Here is an 18010-nt window from a genome sequence, read left to right as displayed (position 1 = left end):
TCTAAGCCCTTTTCGGTTGCAAACGAGGCTCTACCCACAATGCTGTAAAGCAGACTATAAAAAGCAGCAGCCACAGCCAATCCGGCAGCCTGACAACCTTCTGGCGCTGCGGGGTACGTGTAAGTGCTGGCTTACTGTACCTGGAATGTGTGCGTAGGTAGCTGCTTATGAGTTTGATTTGATAAAGACTGCCAAAGCTTTCCCCATCTTCGACGTAGACCTCTGTTGAATCCTGACTACTCACCCACCCTGACTGGTCGGGAAGATAACGTGCCTCGGCAGTGAGAGGATTGATGGCTGAATAATGGAGATGAATAGTGTCGTTTCCTACTAATACAGAAGCAGGTTTTGAGGCAAAGTCATTGAACTGTAAACGACCTCTTATACCCCTGAACAGGGGAGCATCAACCTGAATATTTTCTTTTGTAGCAGGTTGTAGTTCGGCCAGTATAGCCTTCCAAACTTTACTATACGTAAGACTATCACCACTTAGCTGCAAGGGATAAGTTTCAGTTAATAAGCTCACACCTACCTTGCCTGATGTTCTCTGCACAGCTACCGGTACCTGAGTCACCTCATTTTGATTCAGAGCATCCGTAAAGGAGTAGGATAGCGCGGTTAATTCATTCCCTATATTAACGGTCAATTCATTACTGGTTTTCTTCACTTTCCATGAACTCCCTACTGCACGATTGATCCCCTTCAGCTCAATGATCGGGTCTGTCAGGTTTAGGAACAGGACGCTCTTCCCGTCTGCTACCGCCTTTTTCACCTGCGAATGTGTAGCGTGGGCAGCATCGGTAATGATCATATCGGCTTCCTCTTTACCGGGAGTATTGATGCTAAGGCTGCTATTTATGTCTTTGGAGAGGCTAGCCGACACCTGTACCTTATGTCCTTGTTTGCCCAACCAGTTGGCCAAGGTTTTGCTCTCAAAGTCGGGACTGTCCAGTATGAAGTGGATCGTGTTGTACTTAGCAGGTCTGGTGTAGTATCGAAGGGTATCCAGTACCTGACTTCCCAGGGTCAGTAGGGTTTCAGTTCTACCTTCCGAGAAGGCAGGGTATTCCAACTGAAAGCTATTATTCCCCTCCCGTACCTGTACACTATCAAGTATATGATCGGCATAGCGCAGCTTGAGGTACTGCTCTTTGGATGAATGGATATTCCCCCGAACCCGTTGTCTTTCGCCCTTCCTAACCACACCCTTCCAACGCAGGTCATGCAGTTGGTCCGGGGCTATGTAGGGTATCCAGAGGAGGCTACGATCACTCAATTGGCCAAGTATCTCTGTTGAGAATCCCTGCCCTACCAACGTTACCGAGTCAGCTCTATATCCAGAGTTATGATCCTCTTCATCCAGGAACTCTGCCGAGGTCCGGCTCTCAGCAACTTGCAGGCTATCTTTCAGATGCTGTACAAACGCAGCAGGTACTTCTTCTCCCACTAATAGTACCTGCCCCGATTCAGCAGGAATCCTCCATGATGGTTGCAGTACATACCCCACCAGTACCAGCCACAGGAGTATATTCAGCGCCAAACGTACCCACTTTCTGCCGCCTGAGATAGCAGTATGTCGCAGTAGTAGTACTATTTGTAGTACAGGCAAAAGGAACAGGAGGTCCACCAGCGCCCAGTGTAGGAGATCCGAAGAATTGAACTGTTCTATAAAGTTGAATCTGATCATTTGAGGTTATCCCAAAAGGCTTTTTGAAGCTTCTTGTCGCTGGTGTAAGGCTGATCAACGGGAGCTTTCGGGCCAGTAAGTGAATAAAGTTTTGATTGTAAGCTGCGCATCTCCTGATCCGAAAGAGGTTTCCCTCCCGCCAGTTTCTGCAGGCTAGCAAGTACCGACCAGCCACGTAACTCTCCATTCATTACTCCGGCCGATAGTATAGTACCTAATTGCAGTAGTTTCTGTTTTTGGGGCTGCGTAAGCAGATTCTTTCGTATGCCTTTATCCAGAAAACCTAGTACTTCACCTGCCAGCTGAGCCAGTAGCACCTGATCATACACCCGCTCATGTTTGAAATTCGGGTTTATCTTTTTGAATTCACCTGTCAATCGGGTTTCCTTCTCTTTGATGGGAGGCGGATCAAACCCACTTTTCTTTACAAAGGTACGGGCTTTATGCTGGGCCGACTTGAGATACTCCAGCGCTTTGTGTTCAAAGGGAAGAGCCTTCTCCGGTTCGTACAACCGCAGGTGCAATTCAGACTGCCACATTTGTTCCAGCGCCATTTTAAGCAGACTGCGCGTCGACTGCTCGTAGTACGTATTCAACTCTCCGTCATCGTGCGCGTGCACATACTGCTCCATCAGGGCCGCCAATGGATCCTGCTGCTCATCCGCCTGCTTGTCATGATGCTCATGGGCATGCGGCTCCGCGTGCGGCTCGCTATGGTCACCTTCTCCCGAATCATGGGCGTGCCTGAATCCTACCAACAGGTCTCCTTCGGCACCGGCGGGCAGGGCCGCTCCTCCACCGATGTTGTTCTCAAATTCTTCACCCAGGTACTGCCCGTAGCGCAGCCGGAGTACTTTCTGGTCGAAGCCTATTTCGTTGGAGGTACTGTTGAACTGCTGCTTCGTGAGCTTTTTCTTCCGGGCTAGCAGCTTTTCGGTATCAATGATGATCTGGCGCTGGCTCCGGAAGTACTCCGGCATGATGTTCACGGCCATAGTAGCCAACTCCGACTCTTCCAGTCGGGCGGTATCTTTGTACACGATGAAGTAGGTATCCGACTTGGCAAAGTTGGCTTCGGGCTCTTTATTATCAATAGCGGCCCAGTAGTAGTATAGCTCATCACCAGGTGCAAAGTCCAGGGTTTTCAGGTCGATGGTTTTGCTCAATCGGGCCTGCCTGAAGTTAGCAGGCGAAAGCGGAAACTTCACCTCCCGGAACTTTACATTCTCTCCCGATCCCCGCGCTACTGTAGCTACGATGAAGGCCTGCTTTACCCGAAAGTCATCCGAAACCTGAGCGGAGACAGTAACTGTTTTGGGGTCCTTCAGAAAGTGGTACGAGTACATTTCCTTAGATGTTGGCTCAATGCGGGGGCTCAGGTCCGGCTGCGCTTCCAACCGGTACCACTCTGACTGGTACACAAGCGAATCGGCTCCGGTCGGCAGTCGCCAGTACGCCTTGATGGAATACAAGCCAGAGCTAACCAGCCGGTCCCTGTATTCAAAATAGTTCTGTTTTTTAGTAAAAGGTACTTCTTCTCCCCGCCCGTTAGCCAGTCTGACTACGAGCTGTTCCCGACTTTTAAAGCGGAGTTGCCAGGTGAGGGAGGAGCCACTTAGGGCCGAAATGTTCAGGTCGGATGATTCTTTTGGAGGAAGACCTGTGTAAGCTGGCGGCTGTACCCGAACCGTAGCTGACCGGAACTGAGGGGCTTTTTCACCTTGCTTTACTGCTGGAGACTGTGCATCCTCCAGGTATGTGGTCGCTGCCGGAGATTGATCTTTGAGTAGAGGAGCCGCTATACGCAGCGCCACCGCCGCCACCAGCAGGATTATAAAAGGTCTCAAACCTGCAAAGAGTACATTGGGTAGCAGTATTTTCTGGGTCTTCTCTACCAGACGTTCCAGTTGAAGCTGCTCGGCAATGTTTAGCTCCGGCTTATCCAATAAGTGCAGGCTGTACTCCGTATCTCCTACCTTCTGGTGCAGGATCTGCACCGCCAGTGGCTTTTTGTTCTGGTAAATCTTACTCCAAAACCCTCCACCAGCCAGACCTGCCAGCGCAGCCGCTCCAATGGCAATCGGTGAATCTGTAAAGGCGGAAGCAGCCAGACCGAGCGACAGCACCATAAGGATGCAGATCAACAACGCCTGAGCGTAGAGTTGGTACTGAATGGATGCTATACCTCGCTGCAGCTCTTTCATGCGTTTTTCGTTATAGCTATCCAGCGTTCCAACCCCACCAACAGGATGAATAGCAGTAGTAAAGCTTTCTGTATGGGCTCACCGGTAGCGGCAGTCAGCCTTTCATCGCTTTCACTCCTTACAAAAAGGGTCTGTAGCTCCCGCTCACTCAGCGGATTGACCTGCTTCTGAAGACCATATTGACTCACTAGTAGCTCGCCCAGCCACTCAGGTAGCTGCCCATTGGCTACCAGTTCAGAAGTCTTTGGTTGAAGTGCTTCCCCCGTATAAACTACATGAGGAAGGGTATTTATAGGCATTTTCTCGATGTTATATTGCTTACCACCGTTAGAAATCACGTAAATAGACCCGGCAAGGGGTGTAACTGGAGCTCGGTCCGTGAATATCCAGTCATAGTTCTTGCCCGGCTGCAACTCTTTATCTAGTGTTATGGACAGGTTGTATACCTCCATAAGAGCCTCCAAAGCGGCCACCACTATTTGCTGCTGGACCTGATCTGTATAGTCCAGCCTTACAGCAAAGTTTCCCTTATGAACCGGTACGTCCCGAAAGCGTTGGGTAGCAGGTAAGGTAGGTCTGGCAGACAACCGGTTGTCTGCGCTTATAAATAGTTTCTGATCGTTGGACAACTCCACATACTCCTGCACTGGTCGGCGGGAAGTATCGGCTACGGCATGAAGCTGAAACTGGGTAGGTACCTGAATGAACGGGATGGTGGCCAGCTCCTGCTGGTTGAGCAGGTAAAGGTGCAGCTCGGCATTGTTACCTAGCCTTTCGGTCTGCCGGAGTTGGTTAATAGCTGATTGAATCTGTAGCGGATTTAGGTTTGTGGACCCGGGTTGGGCCCTGAGCTCCTGTACTTCATGTACGGGAGCATCTATCCAGTATACCTTCTCCCTTTTCCCCAAGGCCTCTTCCAGCTCGAAGCGGTAGTTATCAGTAACATAGCTATCAGGCTGTACAAGGTGCACACTTTGAGTAGTGGTTGTGCTATTCCAGGTATCCAGTACAGGACTGCTCAGCAAGAAGGTCAGTACAAGCAGGACCAGGCAACGCAGCAGGAGAAGCAGCAGGTTATCCAGCCGTAGACCTTGATGCTGTTGCTGGTTTTTCTCGTGGAGCCACTGGGTAGTTGCCCACGCGATGACCTTACCTTTCTTCTGGTGCCAGAAGTGGATCAGGATAGGAATGGCTACCGCCAGAGCTCCCCACAGCATGACCGGTTGTAAGAGCTCCATCAGAATTTACGTCGGGTCAAAAAATCTTTTAGTACCAGCGCCACCGGATCGGTAAGCCGGGCTCGGATCAGGTGAACGTGCGGCAGGCGAAGTGATTCATCCAACCTGCTCAGGTACTCACTGGCAGCTTGCTGGTATCTTTCCCTTACAGCCTCGGCCTGCAACTCTACCTCCCGTCCTGTTTCCAAGTCGCGGAACCGGTAGAACCCACTTAGCTGGAAGTCGAGCTCCTGATCACCCAGTAGCTGAAAAATAACGATCTCACGCCGTGGACTGGCTATATTCTGGATCAGCCGCAGCCATTCGTCTCCTACCTGCAGGAAGTCCGATACCAGGATGAGGAGTTCTTTCTGCTTTTGCTGAAAATCAGGAAAAGCAGGATTCGTATTGAGCCAGGGGCCCGATGCCTCAGCGTTCTGTAAAGCATAGAGGATTTTCTGGAAGGCTTGCTTGCCGGCAGGTACCAGTGCCTGCAGGTCTCCCTGGTGCAGGGTGTACAGGCTCATCTGATCGCTTTGGCGGTACCCTATGTAAGCCATAGAGGCCATGATGAGCTTCGCATAATGGAGTCGGCTTATGCCGTTCTCCTCATAGTTCATCGAACCTGATAAATCCAGCAGGAAACGGATGTGCAGATTACTCTCCGTAGCCGACTCCCGCACCAGGTGCTTGGCCGTACGGGCATAGAGCTTCCAGTCGATACGCTTGGGATCATCGCCGGGTTCGTAGTGGCGGTACTGCTCAAACTCTGTACCTGAGCCCGAACGTTTGCTGGCATGGATCCCCAACAACAGCTCGTCACTGACCAGTTTGCCGGCCAGTTGAAGGTTGTTGAGTTTGATAAGTTCCGTTGCCAGTAGTGCCATATTCGTTCAACTTTTACTTTAACAACTCCCTTACCACATCATCCGTAGTAATGCCTTCGGCCTCCGCTTTGAAATTCATCGCGATCCGGTGGCGCAGGATCGGATAGGCCAGGGTTTGGATATCTTCCGGTATCACCGAGAAGCGACCCCGTAGTACCGCCCGGGCTTTGGCGCAAAGTACCAGCGCCTGCCCCGCCCGTGGTCCGGCCCCCCAGTTACACCACTGCTTCACATAAGCCGAATCGGTTCCCTCAGGACGGGAAGCCCGGACTAGCCGGTTGATAGTTGTCAGCAAATCATCACTGATATGAACCTGCCGGACCAGCTGCTGAAGGTCCATAATCTCCTGATCGGTAAGAATGGTCTGAAGGTTGGGTACCTTGGTACCGGTGGTACTACGGAGTACATCCAGCTCCTCCTGCTCAGAGGGGTAGCTCAGTTTAATATACAAGAGAAAGCGGTCGAGTTGGGCTTCGGGTAGTGGGTAGGTACCGGCCTGTTCGATGGGATTTTGGGTGGCAATGATCAGGAAGGGCCGGGGCAACGGGTAGTCATTCCCTCCGTAGGTTACCTTGTACTCCTGCATGGCTTCCAGCAGGGCCGCCTGTGTTTTGGGCGGGGTGCGGTTGATCTCGTCGGCCAGTACTATATTGGCAAAGATGGGCCCCTTGTTGAACTTGAAAAACTTCTTTCCGGTGTCGTGATCTTCTTCCAGAATCTCGGTCCCAACTATGTCGCCGGGCATGAGGTCGGGCGTAAACTGAATCCTCTTAAAACTCATATCCAGGGCTTCCGACATGGTCCGAACCATCAAGGTCTTGGCCAGCCCGGGTACTCCTTCCAGCAGACAGTGTCCACCAGCCAGCAGCGAGATAAGTATTTGATTTATAGCCTCCTGCTGCCCTACTATCACCTTACCAATTTCCTTATTTAACAGCGGCAGCTTTTCTATCAGAGATTTATAATGTGTCAGTTCCTGTGTTTCCACGATTATACGGTTAGTGCATAGGTGACAATATTGACACCAAATTTAGTATTGTCTTCGGCCAGAAATCGCTTGTTGCGGAAGTCGTAGTCCCACTCACAGCCATAGTCTTTGTTGCTGTACAGGACTCCGATGCGGCCGTTGATGGTGATGGCTTTGAGGTAGTCATGTACTAGGTCATCCCCCCAGCCATTGAGCTCGAAGGAAGTAGTAGGCGGCCCTTCTTCAAACTTAAAAAAGCAGGTGTACAGGGGGTGGGTATTGGGAATTTTCTGCAGGGCTTTGGCGCCAAAGGTCCGGGCCATCTCCTGCTCAAACGATTTGGCAAAAAGGCCATCAATATCGTGGTTGCAATCGTCCACAAACACGAAACCCCCGTTATGTACGTAGCTGCGGAAGTGGTCCCGCTCCTGGCTGGAAAACTCCACCAGTTTATGTCCGCTCAGGTAGCAGAACGGACTCCTAAAGATATCATTACTGCTGAGCTGTACTACACGCTCCTTCTGGTCAACCGGGATGGTGGTATACTGTACCAGCGAATGCATCAGATTGGATGGCATCCGCTGGTCAGTGTCCCAGTTTCCGGAATTATATTGAATACGGGTAAAGAAAAACGGCTTCAAAACAGATTACTATTTATGAATAAGAACTACTCCATAGGGCAACGCTGGATGGGTATCCGCTCATATTCATTTACTGGTATTTATAGCAACTTTAACTAGTTAACTACCTGATATTCTTACAACAATACTTCTACCATTAAAGCACCAACTACACCGCATCTGACAGTGAGGTAAAGGTAAACTCCCGGATCTTCATGGGCGGGATCAGGTAGTTGGTCTCGGATTCGGTGCTTACCACCCGCTCCGGCTTACCCAGGGCTTCCAGGTTGTTGAGCATAATGATGGGGCTTTCGTTGAAGCGGAAGTTCTTCACCGGATGCTTGATCTTGCCGTTCTCAATGTAGAACGTACCATCACGAGTAAGGCCGGTCAGGAGCAGCGTCTGCGGATCTACCGAACGGATGTACCAGAGCTTAGTAACCAGTATACCCCGCTGGGTGGATTTGATCATATCTTCCAGAGACTGATTTCCGCCCGCCATAATCACGTTGTTCGGATTAGGTACGGCTTTCACCCCTTGCTTCTGCGCCCAGAAACGAGAATAAGCCAGGTTCTTTACTACCCCGTTCTCAATCCAATTTACCTTCTCCTGCGCACGGCCATCATCCGACCAGGGAGAAGCCGGTAATTCGGGATGGGTAGGGTCTGAATAGATGTTCACGCGTTCGTCAACAATCTTCTCCCCCAGCTTGGTCTTACCGCCCGTCTTGCTCAGGAAGGAGCGTCCTTCGTCGGCGCTACGGGCATCCATGCTATAGAAGATATTCTCCAGTAGTACCGCGGCCGCGGTAGGTTCCAGTATAACGGTGTATTTACCCGGCTCCAGTGCTCTGGCTCCGGCTGAGCCTCGCGACTTCGCGATGGCAATGCGGGTAGCGGCGGCGGTGTCCAGTTTGGAGAAGTCGCTGTATCCGCGGGCTACGTACCCTGAGCCGGTACCATCTTCGGTACGTACGGTCAAAGAGTAGTTGACATTGGTGCTGGGGTAGTACGCAAAAAGTCCCTTGGAGTTCATCATGGCTGAGTACCCCCGATTATCCTGCAGGAATCCCGCCGCGGTTAGCTTGGCATCCCGAGTTAACTGCAGGCTTTTGGCTACCGCTTCGGCGCGGGTAGCCGGAGTAATGTTAGCGGTTGAATCAAAGAAACCGTTTGACTTCAGGTACTGCTGTGGACCCAGTACTCCTACGTATTCAGGATTTTCGGGAGCCAGACGCGCCAGCTCTTCCGACCGGCGTACCACCTTCTCGATGGAAGCATCGTCAAATTCATCAATGCTGGCTACCCCTACTTTTTTGCCAAAGGCCGATTGTACCGACAGGTTCTGATTAATCAAAGATCCGCTGGTCGATACTTCGTTGCGGGCGTAGCGCAGGTTGCCCCGCTGCTCACCCAGTAGGTTCACCACACATTCGTCGGCTTTGGAGTAGCTGAGTGCTTTTTGCAGGAGGGCCTTAGCTTCCGATTCTGATAGTATTATGGACATGTCTTATGCTTAGCGTTGATGAGTAGTGGTTAGATCTTACGAGCGGTATTAATAACGTTAACACCGTTAAAACGGGCGGTAGAGCTACCGTGCGAGACGGCACTCACCTGCATAGGCTGACCTTTTCCATCGAAGAAGGAGCCTCCCAGACGGTAATCCCGCTCGTCACATACCTGCACACACGAATTCCAGAATTCCTGCGTATTGGACTGGTAGGATACATCTTTGAGCATACCGGCTATCTTGCCCTCCTTGATCTCGTAGTACAATTGGCCACCAAACTGAAAGTTGTACCGCTGCTGATCGATGGAAAATGAACCGTCGCCAATGATGTAGATGCCCTTCTCGACCCCCTTGATCATCTCTTCTACGGATAGTTGGTCTTTGCCCGGAGCCAGCGACACGTTGGCCATCCGTTGGAACTGCACCGAACCCCAGCTATCGGCGTAGCAACAGCCCTGCGACTCGTTCTCACCGATAATATGTACCTGATCACGGATGGCCTGGTAGTTGACCAGTGTACCATCCTTCACCAGATCCCAGCGCTTGGTCTTGACACCTTCGTCGTCCCAGCCTACGGCTCCCAGCGAACCTTCCTGCGTTTTATCAGCAAACAGATTGACCTGTTTGCTGCCGTAGTTAAAGTCTTTGGTTTTCCACTTATCCAGGGTAGCGAAAGAGGTACCGGCAAAGTTGGCCTCATAGCCCAGTACCCGGTCCAGCTCTAGCGGGTGGCCAACCGACTCGTGGATCGTGAGCCACAGGTGCGAGGGGTCGAGGATCAGATCGTACTTCCCGGCCTCAACTGACTTGGCAGTTAGCTTCTGCTTAGTCTGCTGGGCAGCGGCTATGACATCTTCCAGCATATCGTACCCTTTGTTGTAGCGGGTCGTGATACCGGTTACCTTATCTTTGGGGTTCGACTGCAGGTACTCATAACCCATCCCCATGGGAGCACTCAGTGACTGACGGGTCTCAAACTTACCCGACTTCTGATCAATGGACGTAACGTTGAATACCGGCCAGATGCGGTGAACATCCTGATCAATGTAGGAGCCATCTGATGAAGCGAAGTACTTCTGCTCGTTGACCATGAAGAGCACCGAGTTCACGAAGTTGGCTCCGTTTTTCATAGCGGCGGCATTCACCCCCAGCAGCAAGTCTACCTTCTCCTGAATGGGTACTTCAAAGGCATTGCGTTGGATGGGAGCTTTCCAGCTTACTTCGCCATAGCCTTTCTGAGGTGCCAGTTGTACCGGCTCTTTCATGAGCTTGGCGTTGGCCTTGGCAATAGCTACCGCTTCCTCAGCCGCACGAGCCGTCTGGGCTTCACTCTTGGCATCTACTACGGCGGCAAAGCCCCAGCAGCCATCGGCAATTACGCGTACCCCTACTCCGTACGACTCGGTGTTGACAATGTTCTGTACTTTGTCTTCGCGGGTCATCACGTACTGGTTCAGGTAGCGCCCGATGCGTACGTCGGTATAGCTGGCTCCTTTGGCTTTGGCGGCATTCAGGGCAGCGTCGGCCAGGCGTTTCTTCATGGCTACGTCCACACCAGAGGTAAGTAGTTCCTCCGGAGCAACGGGGCGACCGGATACGGGAATGTTGGGTAGCATAAAAGCTCCGGCTCCCATACCGGTAAGTTGGATAAAATCTCTGCGATTCAAGGGTAGTTCCTCCTGGTTAAGTGTATAATGAAGTACAAAGCAACTTTAACTTAGTTTAGGCAAGTATCTGTATATAAACTGGTTATACCTTTACCTCCAACTAACAAGTTTAAGCAAAGAGTTTGAAAGCTGCTATGACAAAAGGATATGTGGAATTTTAGAGTTGTGAACGGTTATGGCTTTTAAGGTCGTGAGACAGCAAGAACATAGAACCGGCTGTCTCACTATCCTTCCTTGACTATACCGCGTCAGAAAGTGAGGTAAAGGTAAAGTCACGGATCTTCAGGGGAGGTACCATACTACCGTTCACACGTATGGGTTTGCCCATAGCTTCGAGGTTGTTCAGCATGATGACCGGACTTTCGTTGAAGCGGAAGTTCTTGACCGGATACTTTATTTTACCATTCTCGATGTAGAACGTACCATCGCGGGTAAGTCCGGTGTATAGTAGCGTCTGAGGGTCAACGGCCCGGATGTACCACAGGCGCGTCACCAGTATCCCCTTCTCAGTATTCCGGATCATATCAGCGAGTGACTCCGTGCCGCCGGCCATGATAATGCCTGAAGGTGAGGGAACGGCCTTTACGTCTTTTTCCTGTGCCCAGAAGCGGGAGTAGAACATGTTTTTGACTACCCCGTTTTCAACCCACATTACTTTTTCCTGCGGACGTCCGTCACCCGCGAATGGTGCGTCCGGATTGTCGACGCTGGTGGGGTCGGAGTAAATATTCACCCGCTCATCAAAGAGCTTTTCACCCAGTCGGGTACCTCCTCCTCTTTTACTGAGGAAGCTCCGACCTTCGTCCGCATTGCGGGCATCCATACTCCGCATCATATTCTGCAGAAGATCAATGGAAGCTGCCGGCTCGAGTATGACTGTGTACTTACCGGGTTCCAGCGCGCGGGCGGTACTTGAGGCCAGCGCTTTCTGCATGGCGACTTCGGTGGCAGACCGGGTATTGAGCTGAGCCGCGTCGTTGACATCCCGTTTAGCATAGCCTGAGCCTAGTCCATCGTTGGTTCTAACGGTGATAGAAAAATCAACGGAGGTAGCTTTGTTGTATCCAAACAGGCCTTTGCTGTTCCCAATGGCCGAAAATCCGGTTGTATCCTCCATATAGCCCGCTGCAGTGAGGTTTTTCTTGCTGCAGGGGTCGATGCTGTCAAAAGCGGCCTGCGCTCTGAATGCGGGATCAATCTTAGCCGTGCTCTCAAAGTAGGTAGGCGTATCGATGTACTTCTGCGGACCGAGCATGGGTATGTACTCCGGGTTCTCCGGAGCCAGACGGGCTATCTCTTCGGCTCTTCTAACGGTCTTCTCCAGTGAGGCATCATCGAACTCGTTGATGGTGGCCGTCCCCGAACGCTTCCCATATACCGCGGTGACGGAAAGCGACAGGTTATTGGTTTCGCCACTGGTCGATACGGAGTTGCGCGCATAACGGATATTGCCGGTACGGCTCCCGTTCAGGTTCACGCTCATTTCGTCGGCTTTAGAGAAAGCCAGTACTTTATCTATTATTTTCTTAGCTTCTTCTTTGGATAAGGTAGCCATGATAGTAACTAGTCGAGGAGTTAAATTTTTCTTCCGGTGTTGATGACGTTTACGCCGTTAAAACGGGTCGTAGAGCTACCGTGCGACACCGCACTAACCTGCGAGGGTTGTCCCTTTCCGTCAAAGAATGAGCCGAAGGTACGGTAGTCGTCCTTATCGCAAAGCTGCGCACAGGAGTTCCAGAATTCCTGGGTGTTGGATTGGTAAGCTACGTCATCCAGCATGCCTACGATTTCACCGTTTTTGATCTCGTAAAATAGCTGTCCGCCAAACTGGAAGTTGTACCGCTGCTGATCAATGGAATACGAGCCTCGTCCGATGATATAGATACCCTTGTCTACGCCTTTGATCATTTCCGCTACATTCCGCTTTTCGGTACCGGGTCGTAGCGATACGTTCGGCATGCGCTGAAACTGGATGGAGCTCCAGTCATCGGCGTAGCAGCAGCCGTGCGATTCCTTCTCACCAATGATAGCCGCCTGATCACGGATTGCCTGGTAGTTGACCAGTATACCGTCCTTAATCAGATCCCACTCCTTGGTAGGTACTCCCTCGTCGTCGTAGCCTACGGCGCCAAGAGTATGCTCCTGTGTTTTATCGGCGACAATATTGACAAGCTTGCTGCCGTAGTTGAAGTCCTTGGTCTTCCACTTGTCCAATGTAGCAAAGCTGGTACCAGCGTAGTTGGCCTCGTAGCCTAGTACCCGGTCCAGTTCCAGCGGGTGACCTACTGACTCGTGGATCGTTAGTCCAAGGTGATTGGGATCCAGTACCAGGTCGTACTTGCCGGGTTGTACTGATTTGGCCGTGAGCTTCTCCCGCGCTTGCTTGGCCGCCAGTATCGCATCTTCCACCATATCATATGACTTCCGGTAGCCTACCAGTCCGTTGGGGCCGGGTATCTTTTCGGAAGCCAGTCCATCCAGATACTCGTAACCCATACCCATGGGTGAACTCAAAGCGTCACGGGTTTTGAACTTACCGGCCTGCTTGTCTATGGCCGTTACGGTAAAGGTTGGCCAGATGCGGTGTACATCCTGGTCGATGTAGGAGCCGTCGGTAGAAGCAAAGTACTTCTGCTCGTTGATAAAGAATAAATTAGAGGTTACGAAGCCAGCGCCGTTCTTCATGGCTTCGCTGTTTACCTTCATCAGCAGGTCTATCTTCTCCTGCACGGGTATCTGGAAGGCATTTTTAGTCAATGGTGTTTTCCAGCTTACTTCCCCTACTCCTTTTTGCGGAGCCAGCTGTACCGGTTCCTTCTGGATTTTGGAATTGGCTTTGGCAATGGCTACTGCAGTCTCGGTACATTTGGCAATACCTTCGGGAGTCACGTCGCTGGTAGCCGAAAAGCCCCAGGTATCATTGGCAATCACCCGGATGCCCACACCGTAGGATTCGGCATTGACAATATTTTGTACTTTGTTCTCTCTCGTAAACAGGTACTGCTGCAAGTAGCGCCCGATGCGCACGTCGGCATAGGTGGCTCCTTTTGATTTGGCCGTATTCAGGGCAATGTCCGCCATCTTTTTCTTGACGGCTACATCAGCTCCCGGTTCCAGCAGCCTCTCGGCCACTACCGACTGGCCCAACACGGGTACACCTGCCTCCAGTGCAGAGGGTACCATGAAGGCCCCAAATCCCAGACCCGACAGTTGTATAAAATCTCTTCTATTCATGTACTAATGATACTTTTGGTAGTTAGTTTGGCTTAAGGAAGTTGATATGAAATACGAGTACTTAGCTTTCACATTTGAATGAGCTGTAGTACAAAGTCAAAATAGTAGAAAAAGCACGTACTACTGCTCTTCAACGTGCTTTTCTATCGCAGAACAAGCTGTGAAGCTACTGATTATTCTTAAAGTAGCAAAAGTTATTATACTAATTCTTAGGATACGAAAAAGGGCCCACCCTAGTGCGCCCTTTGTTCCAAATATATTTTAATTAAAGTGTCAGAATAGCTGATTATTCATAAGCCAACTCCGAAAAGCGCTGGATCCGGCACTTGAAACGGGGACGCTCTCCCTTAGGTACGATCACGATCAGGGTATTGGTTACGCTCTCTCCGTTACGCAGCAGGTATCCTGCCGGTACGTTCACATTGCGGTACACGGTCTTGCCTTCGGCGTTCTTCTCGGGCTGACGATACGGTACCGTAAAGGGGCGAGCTTTCAGGTTAGCTCCTTTGGAGGTAAGCCGTTTGCCGGTAGCATTCAAACACTCAAAACGTGCAATAGCCGAAGGATCTCCCTCGAACAGCGTCGACAGATCATTACGCTGGAGGTAGATCAGCTGGCAACCGCTGTTGTTACGGGCAAAGATACTTACCTCGTAGCGGGAGTAGTCACTCTCATCGCGCTCGTTGGTGATGGCATAGGAGTACTCGATTCCGTTATCAACGGTAGCTTTGTCTTCGGCCACGTCCAGAAATGCCTGTCCGAAGGAAGCGGTACTTACTAAAAGGCATAGCAAGGGTAGTAGTGCTTTCATAAGCAATCGTGTTTATGGTTAGAAAAAGTAATAATTTCAAATGACCAGATCATTGACCTGGACCAAACACACCCAGACTATTCAACTACAGGAAACCTTCCCGCTTCATAGCCTTTTCGAGCGCCACCCCCAGATCATCCGTCGCCTTCACCAGGGGCAGGCGCACTTCTGAACTACATATGCCTCTGATCTCCAGACACTTCTTAATCCCTACCGGATTGGCCTCTATGTAAAGTAAATGATCAAAGTCCAGGAAGGAGTACTGTAGGGCCGCTGCCTCCGGGAACCGACCTTCCAGCGCATGCCAGGTCAGGTCTCTGAACTCACGCGGGAACGCATTGGCGATTACGGATATTACACCGTGCCAGCCCACACTGATCATTGGTGTCACAAGGTTATCATCACCGGAGAGCAACAGGAAATCTTTGGGTGCCTTCCAGGCTATATCCATATACTGCTCCATCGATGAGCAGGCATCCTTAAGACCGATAATATTAGGATGTTTGGCCAGCTCAAGTACCGTATCAGTCTTCATGTTTACGACTGTACGACCTGGTACATTGTACAGTAGCACCGGTACGGGTGAAGCGTCGGCAATGGCTTTAAAGTGAGCAATGATACCTGCCTGCGAAGGCTTGTTGTAGTACGGGCATACCGACAGGATCGCATCTATACCATCAAAATCGGTGTTTTTAATGGTCTCCAGTACAGTCTGGGTGTTATTGCCACCGCAGCCGTATATGATAGGTAACCCTTTTGAATTATTTTTTTTGGTAAATTCAAGCAGCGCCTTCTTTTCGTCCGTATTTGTAGTAGCCGTTTCACCGGTGGTTCCCTGTACTACCAGGTAGTCTACTCCTTCTTCCGATACAAAATCTATAAGCTTTTTTAATCCGTCGAAATCTATGGTATGATCACTATTGAATGGAGTAACCAGAGCTACTCCTACTCCTTTGAAACGTTCGTCCAACGCCATGTCAGATTGTAATTAAATTGGTATAAGGTTCAAAATGGAATGCAAAGGTAAAGACCTTGCCGAATATTCTCTTTTAGATTTCCAACATTCGCAGGAATTCTTCTTCAGACAGAATGGTGACTCCCAGTTTACGGGCTTTCTCCAGCTTGGAGGGCCCCATATTGTCCCCGGCCAAAAGGAAATTTAGTTTACCTGAAACACCGCTTAGCACTTTACCACCGTTAGCTTCTATCTTCTGTTTCAGATCATCCCGCTCAAAGTGCTGGAAAACTCCCGAAATGACAAAAGTTTTTCCTTCCAGTAAATTACTCTCCACCTCCACGGGTTGGTCGTCCGTCTGCATGGTCAGCCCCGCCATTCGAAGCCTTTTAATAAACTCCCGGTTGTCTTCAACCGCAAAGTATTCCACCACGGTACTGGCTATGCGGTCTCCGATTTCGGGTACTGACAGCAGTTGCTCATAAGTGGCATTTTCAAGAGCCTCCATAGTCCGGAAGTAGTTGGCCAGCTTTTCGGCCACGGTAGCCCCTACATACCGGATTCCCAGGGCAAACACCAGGTTCTTGAATGGCGCTGACCTGGAGCTGTCTATTCCTTTCAGGATATTTTCAACCGTCTTTTCCCGGAAGCTTATCTTTTTGGTCTTGCCGGTTTCTTCGTTTTCAATGACTTTCTCCAACCCTAGCAAACTATCGTATCTCAAGTCGTAGAGGTCGGCGGGAGTATGTAACAGATCTTTATCAAACAGAAGCTCAATTTTACCCTCGCCCAGGCTCTCGATATTCATAGCCTTACGGTGGATGAAGTGCTCGATCTTGCCTTTCAGTTGCGGTGGGCATATCTTATCATTGGGACAGTAGTGAGCCGCCTCACCTTCCCTCCGGATAAGCTCCGTGCCACACTCCGGGCAATGCGTAGGGAAATGAATAGGCTCAGTACTGAACAGCCCCCGCTTGGTGGTATCTACTCCGGTAATCTTTGGGATGATCTCCCCACTCTTTTCTACAAACACGGTATCTCCAATGTGCAGGTCCAGTCGCTCAAGTTCGTTGGCGTTGTGTAGAGTCGCCCGCTTGACGTAGGTGCCTGACAGGTGTACGCCCCGTACCTTGTCATAGGGTTTGTCACGCTCGGCCTCCGAAGAAAGGTTAGCTACCGGTGTAACAGCGCCCGTACGACCTACCTGAAAGGCCACACTCCGTAGTACGGCCGGTTTGTTCTCAGCTTTGTACTTGAAGGCAATGGCCCAGCGGGGGCTTTTGGCGGTGCTCCCCAGTTCGCGGTGCTGGGCGTACGAATTCAGCTTTATTACTATACCGTCCGTAGCGAGCGGTAGCTGAAAGCGCTTTTCCTCCCACTCATGGATATAGTGAAGTACTTCTTCAATGCTCTGGCACTTCTGCCAACCCGGTGATACATTAAAGCCCCACGCTTTCAGCCCCAGCAGACTATCTTCGTGGGTTTCGAATATACCCTCGTCGCTCAGGAAGGAGTAGATATAACAATCGAGAGCCCGGCGGGCTGTTTCGCTGGAATCCTGTAATTTGAAAGAACCCGAGGCGGCATTGCGCGGATTGGCAAAAAGCTGCTCACCGGAGGATTCCAGATCAGCATTCAGCTTCTCAAACGAGCTGTACGGCATAAAGCCTTCGCCACGTATCTCAAACAAGGGAGGTACCTGATCCGACTTGATGCGCAGCGGCAGGGAGCGGATGGTCTTTATATTATGCGTAATATCGTCGCCACGGGTACCATCACCTCGCGTGACACCCCGCTGCAGTACCCCATTTTCGTAGGTAAAGCTCAGCGATATACCATCGAACTTCAATTCACAAATATATTCATACGACTCGCCGTTGAGGCCGCGACGTACCCGATCATCAAAGTTGCGCAATTCCTGCTCACTGTAAGTATTGTCGAGTGACTGCATCGGAAAGCGGTGGTACACCGTAGGGAATACCTTACTGATGGTACCTCCCACGCGCTGGGTAGGTGAGTCATCCCGCTTCAGTTCGGGGTGCGCTTTTTCCAGAAGGATCAGGTTATGGAGCAACTCATCAAACTCCTGGTCGGATATCTCGGAGACACTATCCTGATAGTACCGGTGATTGTAATAATTCAGCTTTTCGACTAATTCGCTAATTTGCTGGTCAGGAGTCATAGTAGTAAAGGCTATTGAATATCAAATGCTTACCGTACCCGAGTAAGGCTTATAGACTAAAAAAGTGCC

General features: G+C 50.7%; 13 protein-coding genes. All 13 read right to left on the bottom strand.

Annotation, left to right across the window (positions count from 1 at the left end; translation table 11 throughout):
- Nucleotide 1: 1 nt before the first annotated feature.
- Nucleotides 2–1687 (bottom strand): hypothetical protein, encoded by a 1686-nt coding sequence (locus JUB14_RS21905; protein WP_207508966.1) that lies wholly within the window; start codon nucleotides 1685–1687, stop codon nucleotides 2–4.
- Nucleotides 1684–3891 (bottom strand): DUF4175 family protein, encoded by a 2208-nt coding sequence (locus JUB14_RS21900; RefSeq protein ID WP_207508965.1) that lies wholly within the window; start codon nucleotides 3889–3891, stop codon nucleotides 1684–1686. Before JUB14_RS21900 ends, JUB14_RS21905 begins: the two co-directional genes overlap by 4 nt.
- Complete coding sequence (locus tag JUB14_RS21895) at nucleotides 3888–5129, bottom strand: BatA domain-containing protein (protein WP_207508964.1); 1242 nt, start codon at nucleotides 5127–5129, stop codon at nucleotides 3888–3890. The genes JUB14_RS21900 and JUB14_RS21895 overlap by 4 nt, the downstream gene beginning before the upstream one ends.
- Nucleotides 5129–5995 carry a DUF58 domain-containing protein gene (locus JUB14_RS21890; protein ID WP_207508963.1) on the bottom strand — a complete coding sequence of 289 codons (867 nt, stop codon included), beginning with the start codon at nucleotides 5993–5995 and terminating at the stop codon, nucleotides 5129–5131. Before JUB14_RS21890 ends, JUB14_RS21895 begins: the two co-directional genes overlap by 1 nt.
- Nucleotides 5996–6008: 13 nt before the next feature.
- Nucleotides 6009–6983: an AAA family ATPase gene (locus tag JUB14_RS21885; protein ID WP_207508962.1), complete on the bottom strand. Its 975-nt coding sequence runs from the start codon at nucleotides 6981–6983 to the stop codon at nucleotides 6009–6011.
- A gap of 2 nt (nucleotides 6984–6985) precedes the next feature.
- Nucleotides 6986–7603 carry a DUF4159 domain-containing protein gene (locus tag JUB14_RS21880; protein ID WP_207508961.1) on the bottom strand — a complete coding sequence of 206 codons (618 nt, stop codon included), beginning with the start codon at nucleotides 7601–7603 and terminating at the stop codon, nucleotides 6986–6988.
- 148 nt (nucleotides 7604–7751) lie between these two features.
- The gene (locus JUB14_RS21875) at nucleotides 7752–9089 is read right to left on the bottom strand and encodes a TldD/PmbA family protein (RefSeq protein ID WP_207508960.1); all 1338 of its coding nucleotides are present in this window, start codon (nucleotides 9087–9089) and stop codon (nucleotides 7752–7754) included.
- A 29-nt stretch (nucleotides 9090–9118) separates the two neighbouring features.
- A complete protein-coding gene (locus JUB14_RS21870) occupies nucleotides 9119–10759 on the bottom strand; it encodes a TldD/PmbA family protein (protein ID WP_207508959.1) in 1641 nt (546 codons plus the stop codon).
- 238 nt (nucleotides 10760–10997) lie between these two features.
- Nucleotides 10998–12314 (bottom strand): TldD/PmbA family protein, encoded by a 1317-nt coding sequence (locus tag JUB14_RS21865; RefSeq protein WP_207508958.1) that lies wholly within the window; start codon nucleotides 12312–12314, stop codon nucleotides 10998–11000.
- Nucleotides 12315–12334: 20 nt separating this feature from the next.
- Nucleotides 12335–13993, bottom strand: a complete 1659-nt coding sequence (locus JUB14_RS21860) for a TldD/PmbA family protein (RefSeq protein WP_207508957.1) — start codon at nucleotides 13991–13993, stop codon at nucleotides 12335–12337.
- Between the two features lie 286 nt (nucleotides 13994–14279).
- The gene (locus JUB14_RS21855; protein WP_207508956.1) at nucleotides 14280–14804 is read right to left on the bottom strand and encodes an ABC transporter permease; all 525 of its coding nucleotides are present in this window, start codon (nucleotides 14802–14804) and stop codon (nucleotides 14280–14282) included.
- A gap of 85 nt (nucleotides 14805–14889) precedes the next feature.
- Nucleotides 14890–15780: a 4-hydroxy-tetrahydrodipicolinate synthase gene (gene dapA, locus JUB14_RS21850; protein ID WP_207508955.1), complete on the bottom strand. Its 891-nt coding sequence runs from the start codon at nucleotides 15778–15780 to the stop codon at nucleotides 14890–14892.
- Nucleotides 15781–15853: 73 nt separating this feature from the next.
- Nucleotides 15854–17941, bottom strand: coding sequence for an NAD-dependent DNA ligase LigA (ligA, locus tag JUB14_RS21845; RefSeq protein WP_207508954.1), 2088 nt, complete (start codon nucleotides 17939–17941; stop codon nucleotides 15854–15856).
- Nucleotides 17942–18010: the final 69 nt, after the last annotated feature.

The organism is Telluribacter humicola, from assembly GCF_017355935.1.
Lineage (GTDB): Bacteria > Bacteroidota > Bacteroidia > Cytophagales > Spirosomataceae > Telluribacter > Telluribacter humicola.
This window is presented reverse-complemented; position numbering and strand designations above follow the sequence as displayed.

Coding starts and splice junctions, on each gene's coding strand:
- JUB14_RS21905 (WP_207508966.1), bottom strand. CDS start 1,687: ATGATCAGATTCAACTTTATAGAACAGTTCAATTCTTCGGATCTCCTA.
- JUB14_RS21900 (WP_207508965.1), bottom strand. CDS start 3,891: ATGAAAGAGCTGCAGCGAGGTATAGCATCCATTCAGTACCAACTCTAC.
- JUB14_RS21895 (WP_207508964.1), bottom strand. CDS start 5,129: ATGGAGCTCTTACAACCGGTCATGCTGTGGGGAGCTCTGGCGGTAGCC.
- JUB14_RS21890 (WP_207508963.1), bottom strand. CDS start 5,995: ATGGCACTACTGGCAACGGAACTTATCAAACTCAACAACCTTCAACTG.
- JUB14_RS21875 (WP_207508960.1), bottom strand. CDS start 9,089: ATGTCCATAATACTATCAGAATCGGAAGCTAAGGCCCTCCTGCAAAAA.
- JUB14_RS21865 (WP_207508958.1), bottom strand. CDS start 12,314: ATGGCTACCTTATCCAAAGAAGAAGCTAAGAAAATAATAGATAAAGTA.
- JUB14_RS21860 (WP_207508957.1), bottom strand. CDS start 13,993: ATGAATAGAAGAGATTTTATACAACTGTCGGGTCTGGGATTTGGGGCC.
- JUB14_RS21855 (WP_207508956.1), bottom strand. CDS start 14,804: ATGAAAGCACTACTACCCTTGCTATGCCTTTTAGTAAGTACCGCTTCC.
- dapA (WP_207508955.1), bottom strand. CDS start 15,780: ATGGCGTTGGACGAACGTTTCAAAGGAGTAGGAGTAGCTCTGGTTACT.
- ligA (WP_207508954.1), bottom strand. CDS start 17,941: ATGACTCCTGACCAGCAAATTAGCGAATTAGTCGAAAAGCTGAATTAT.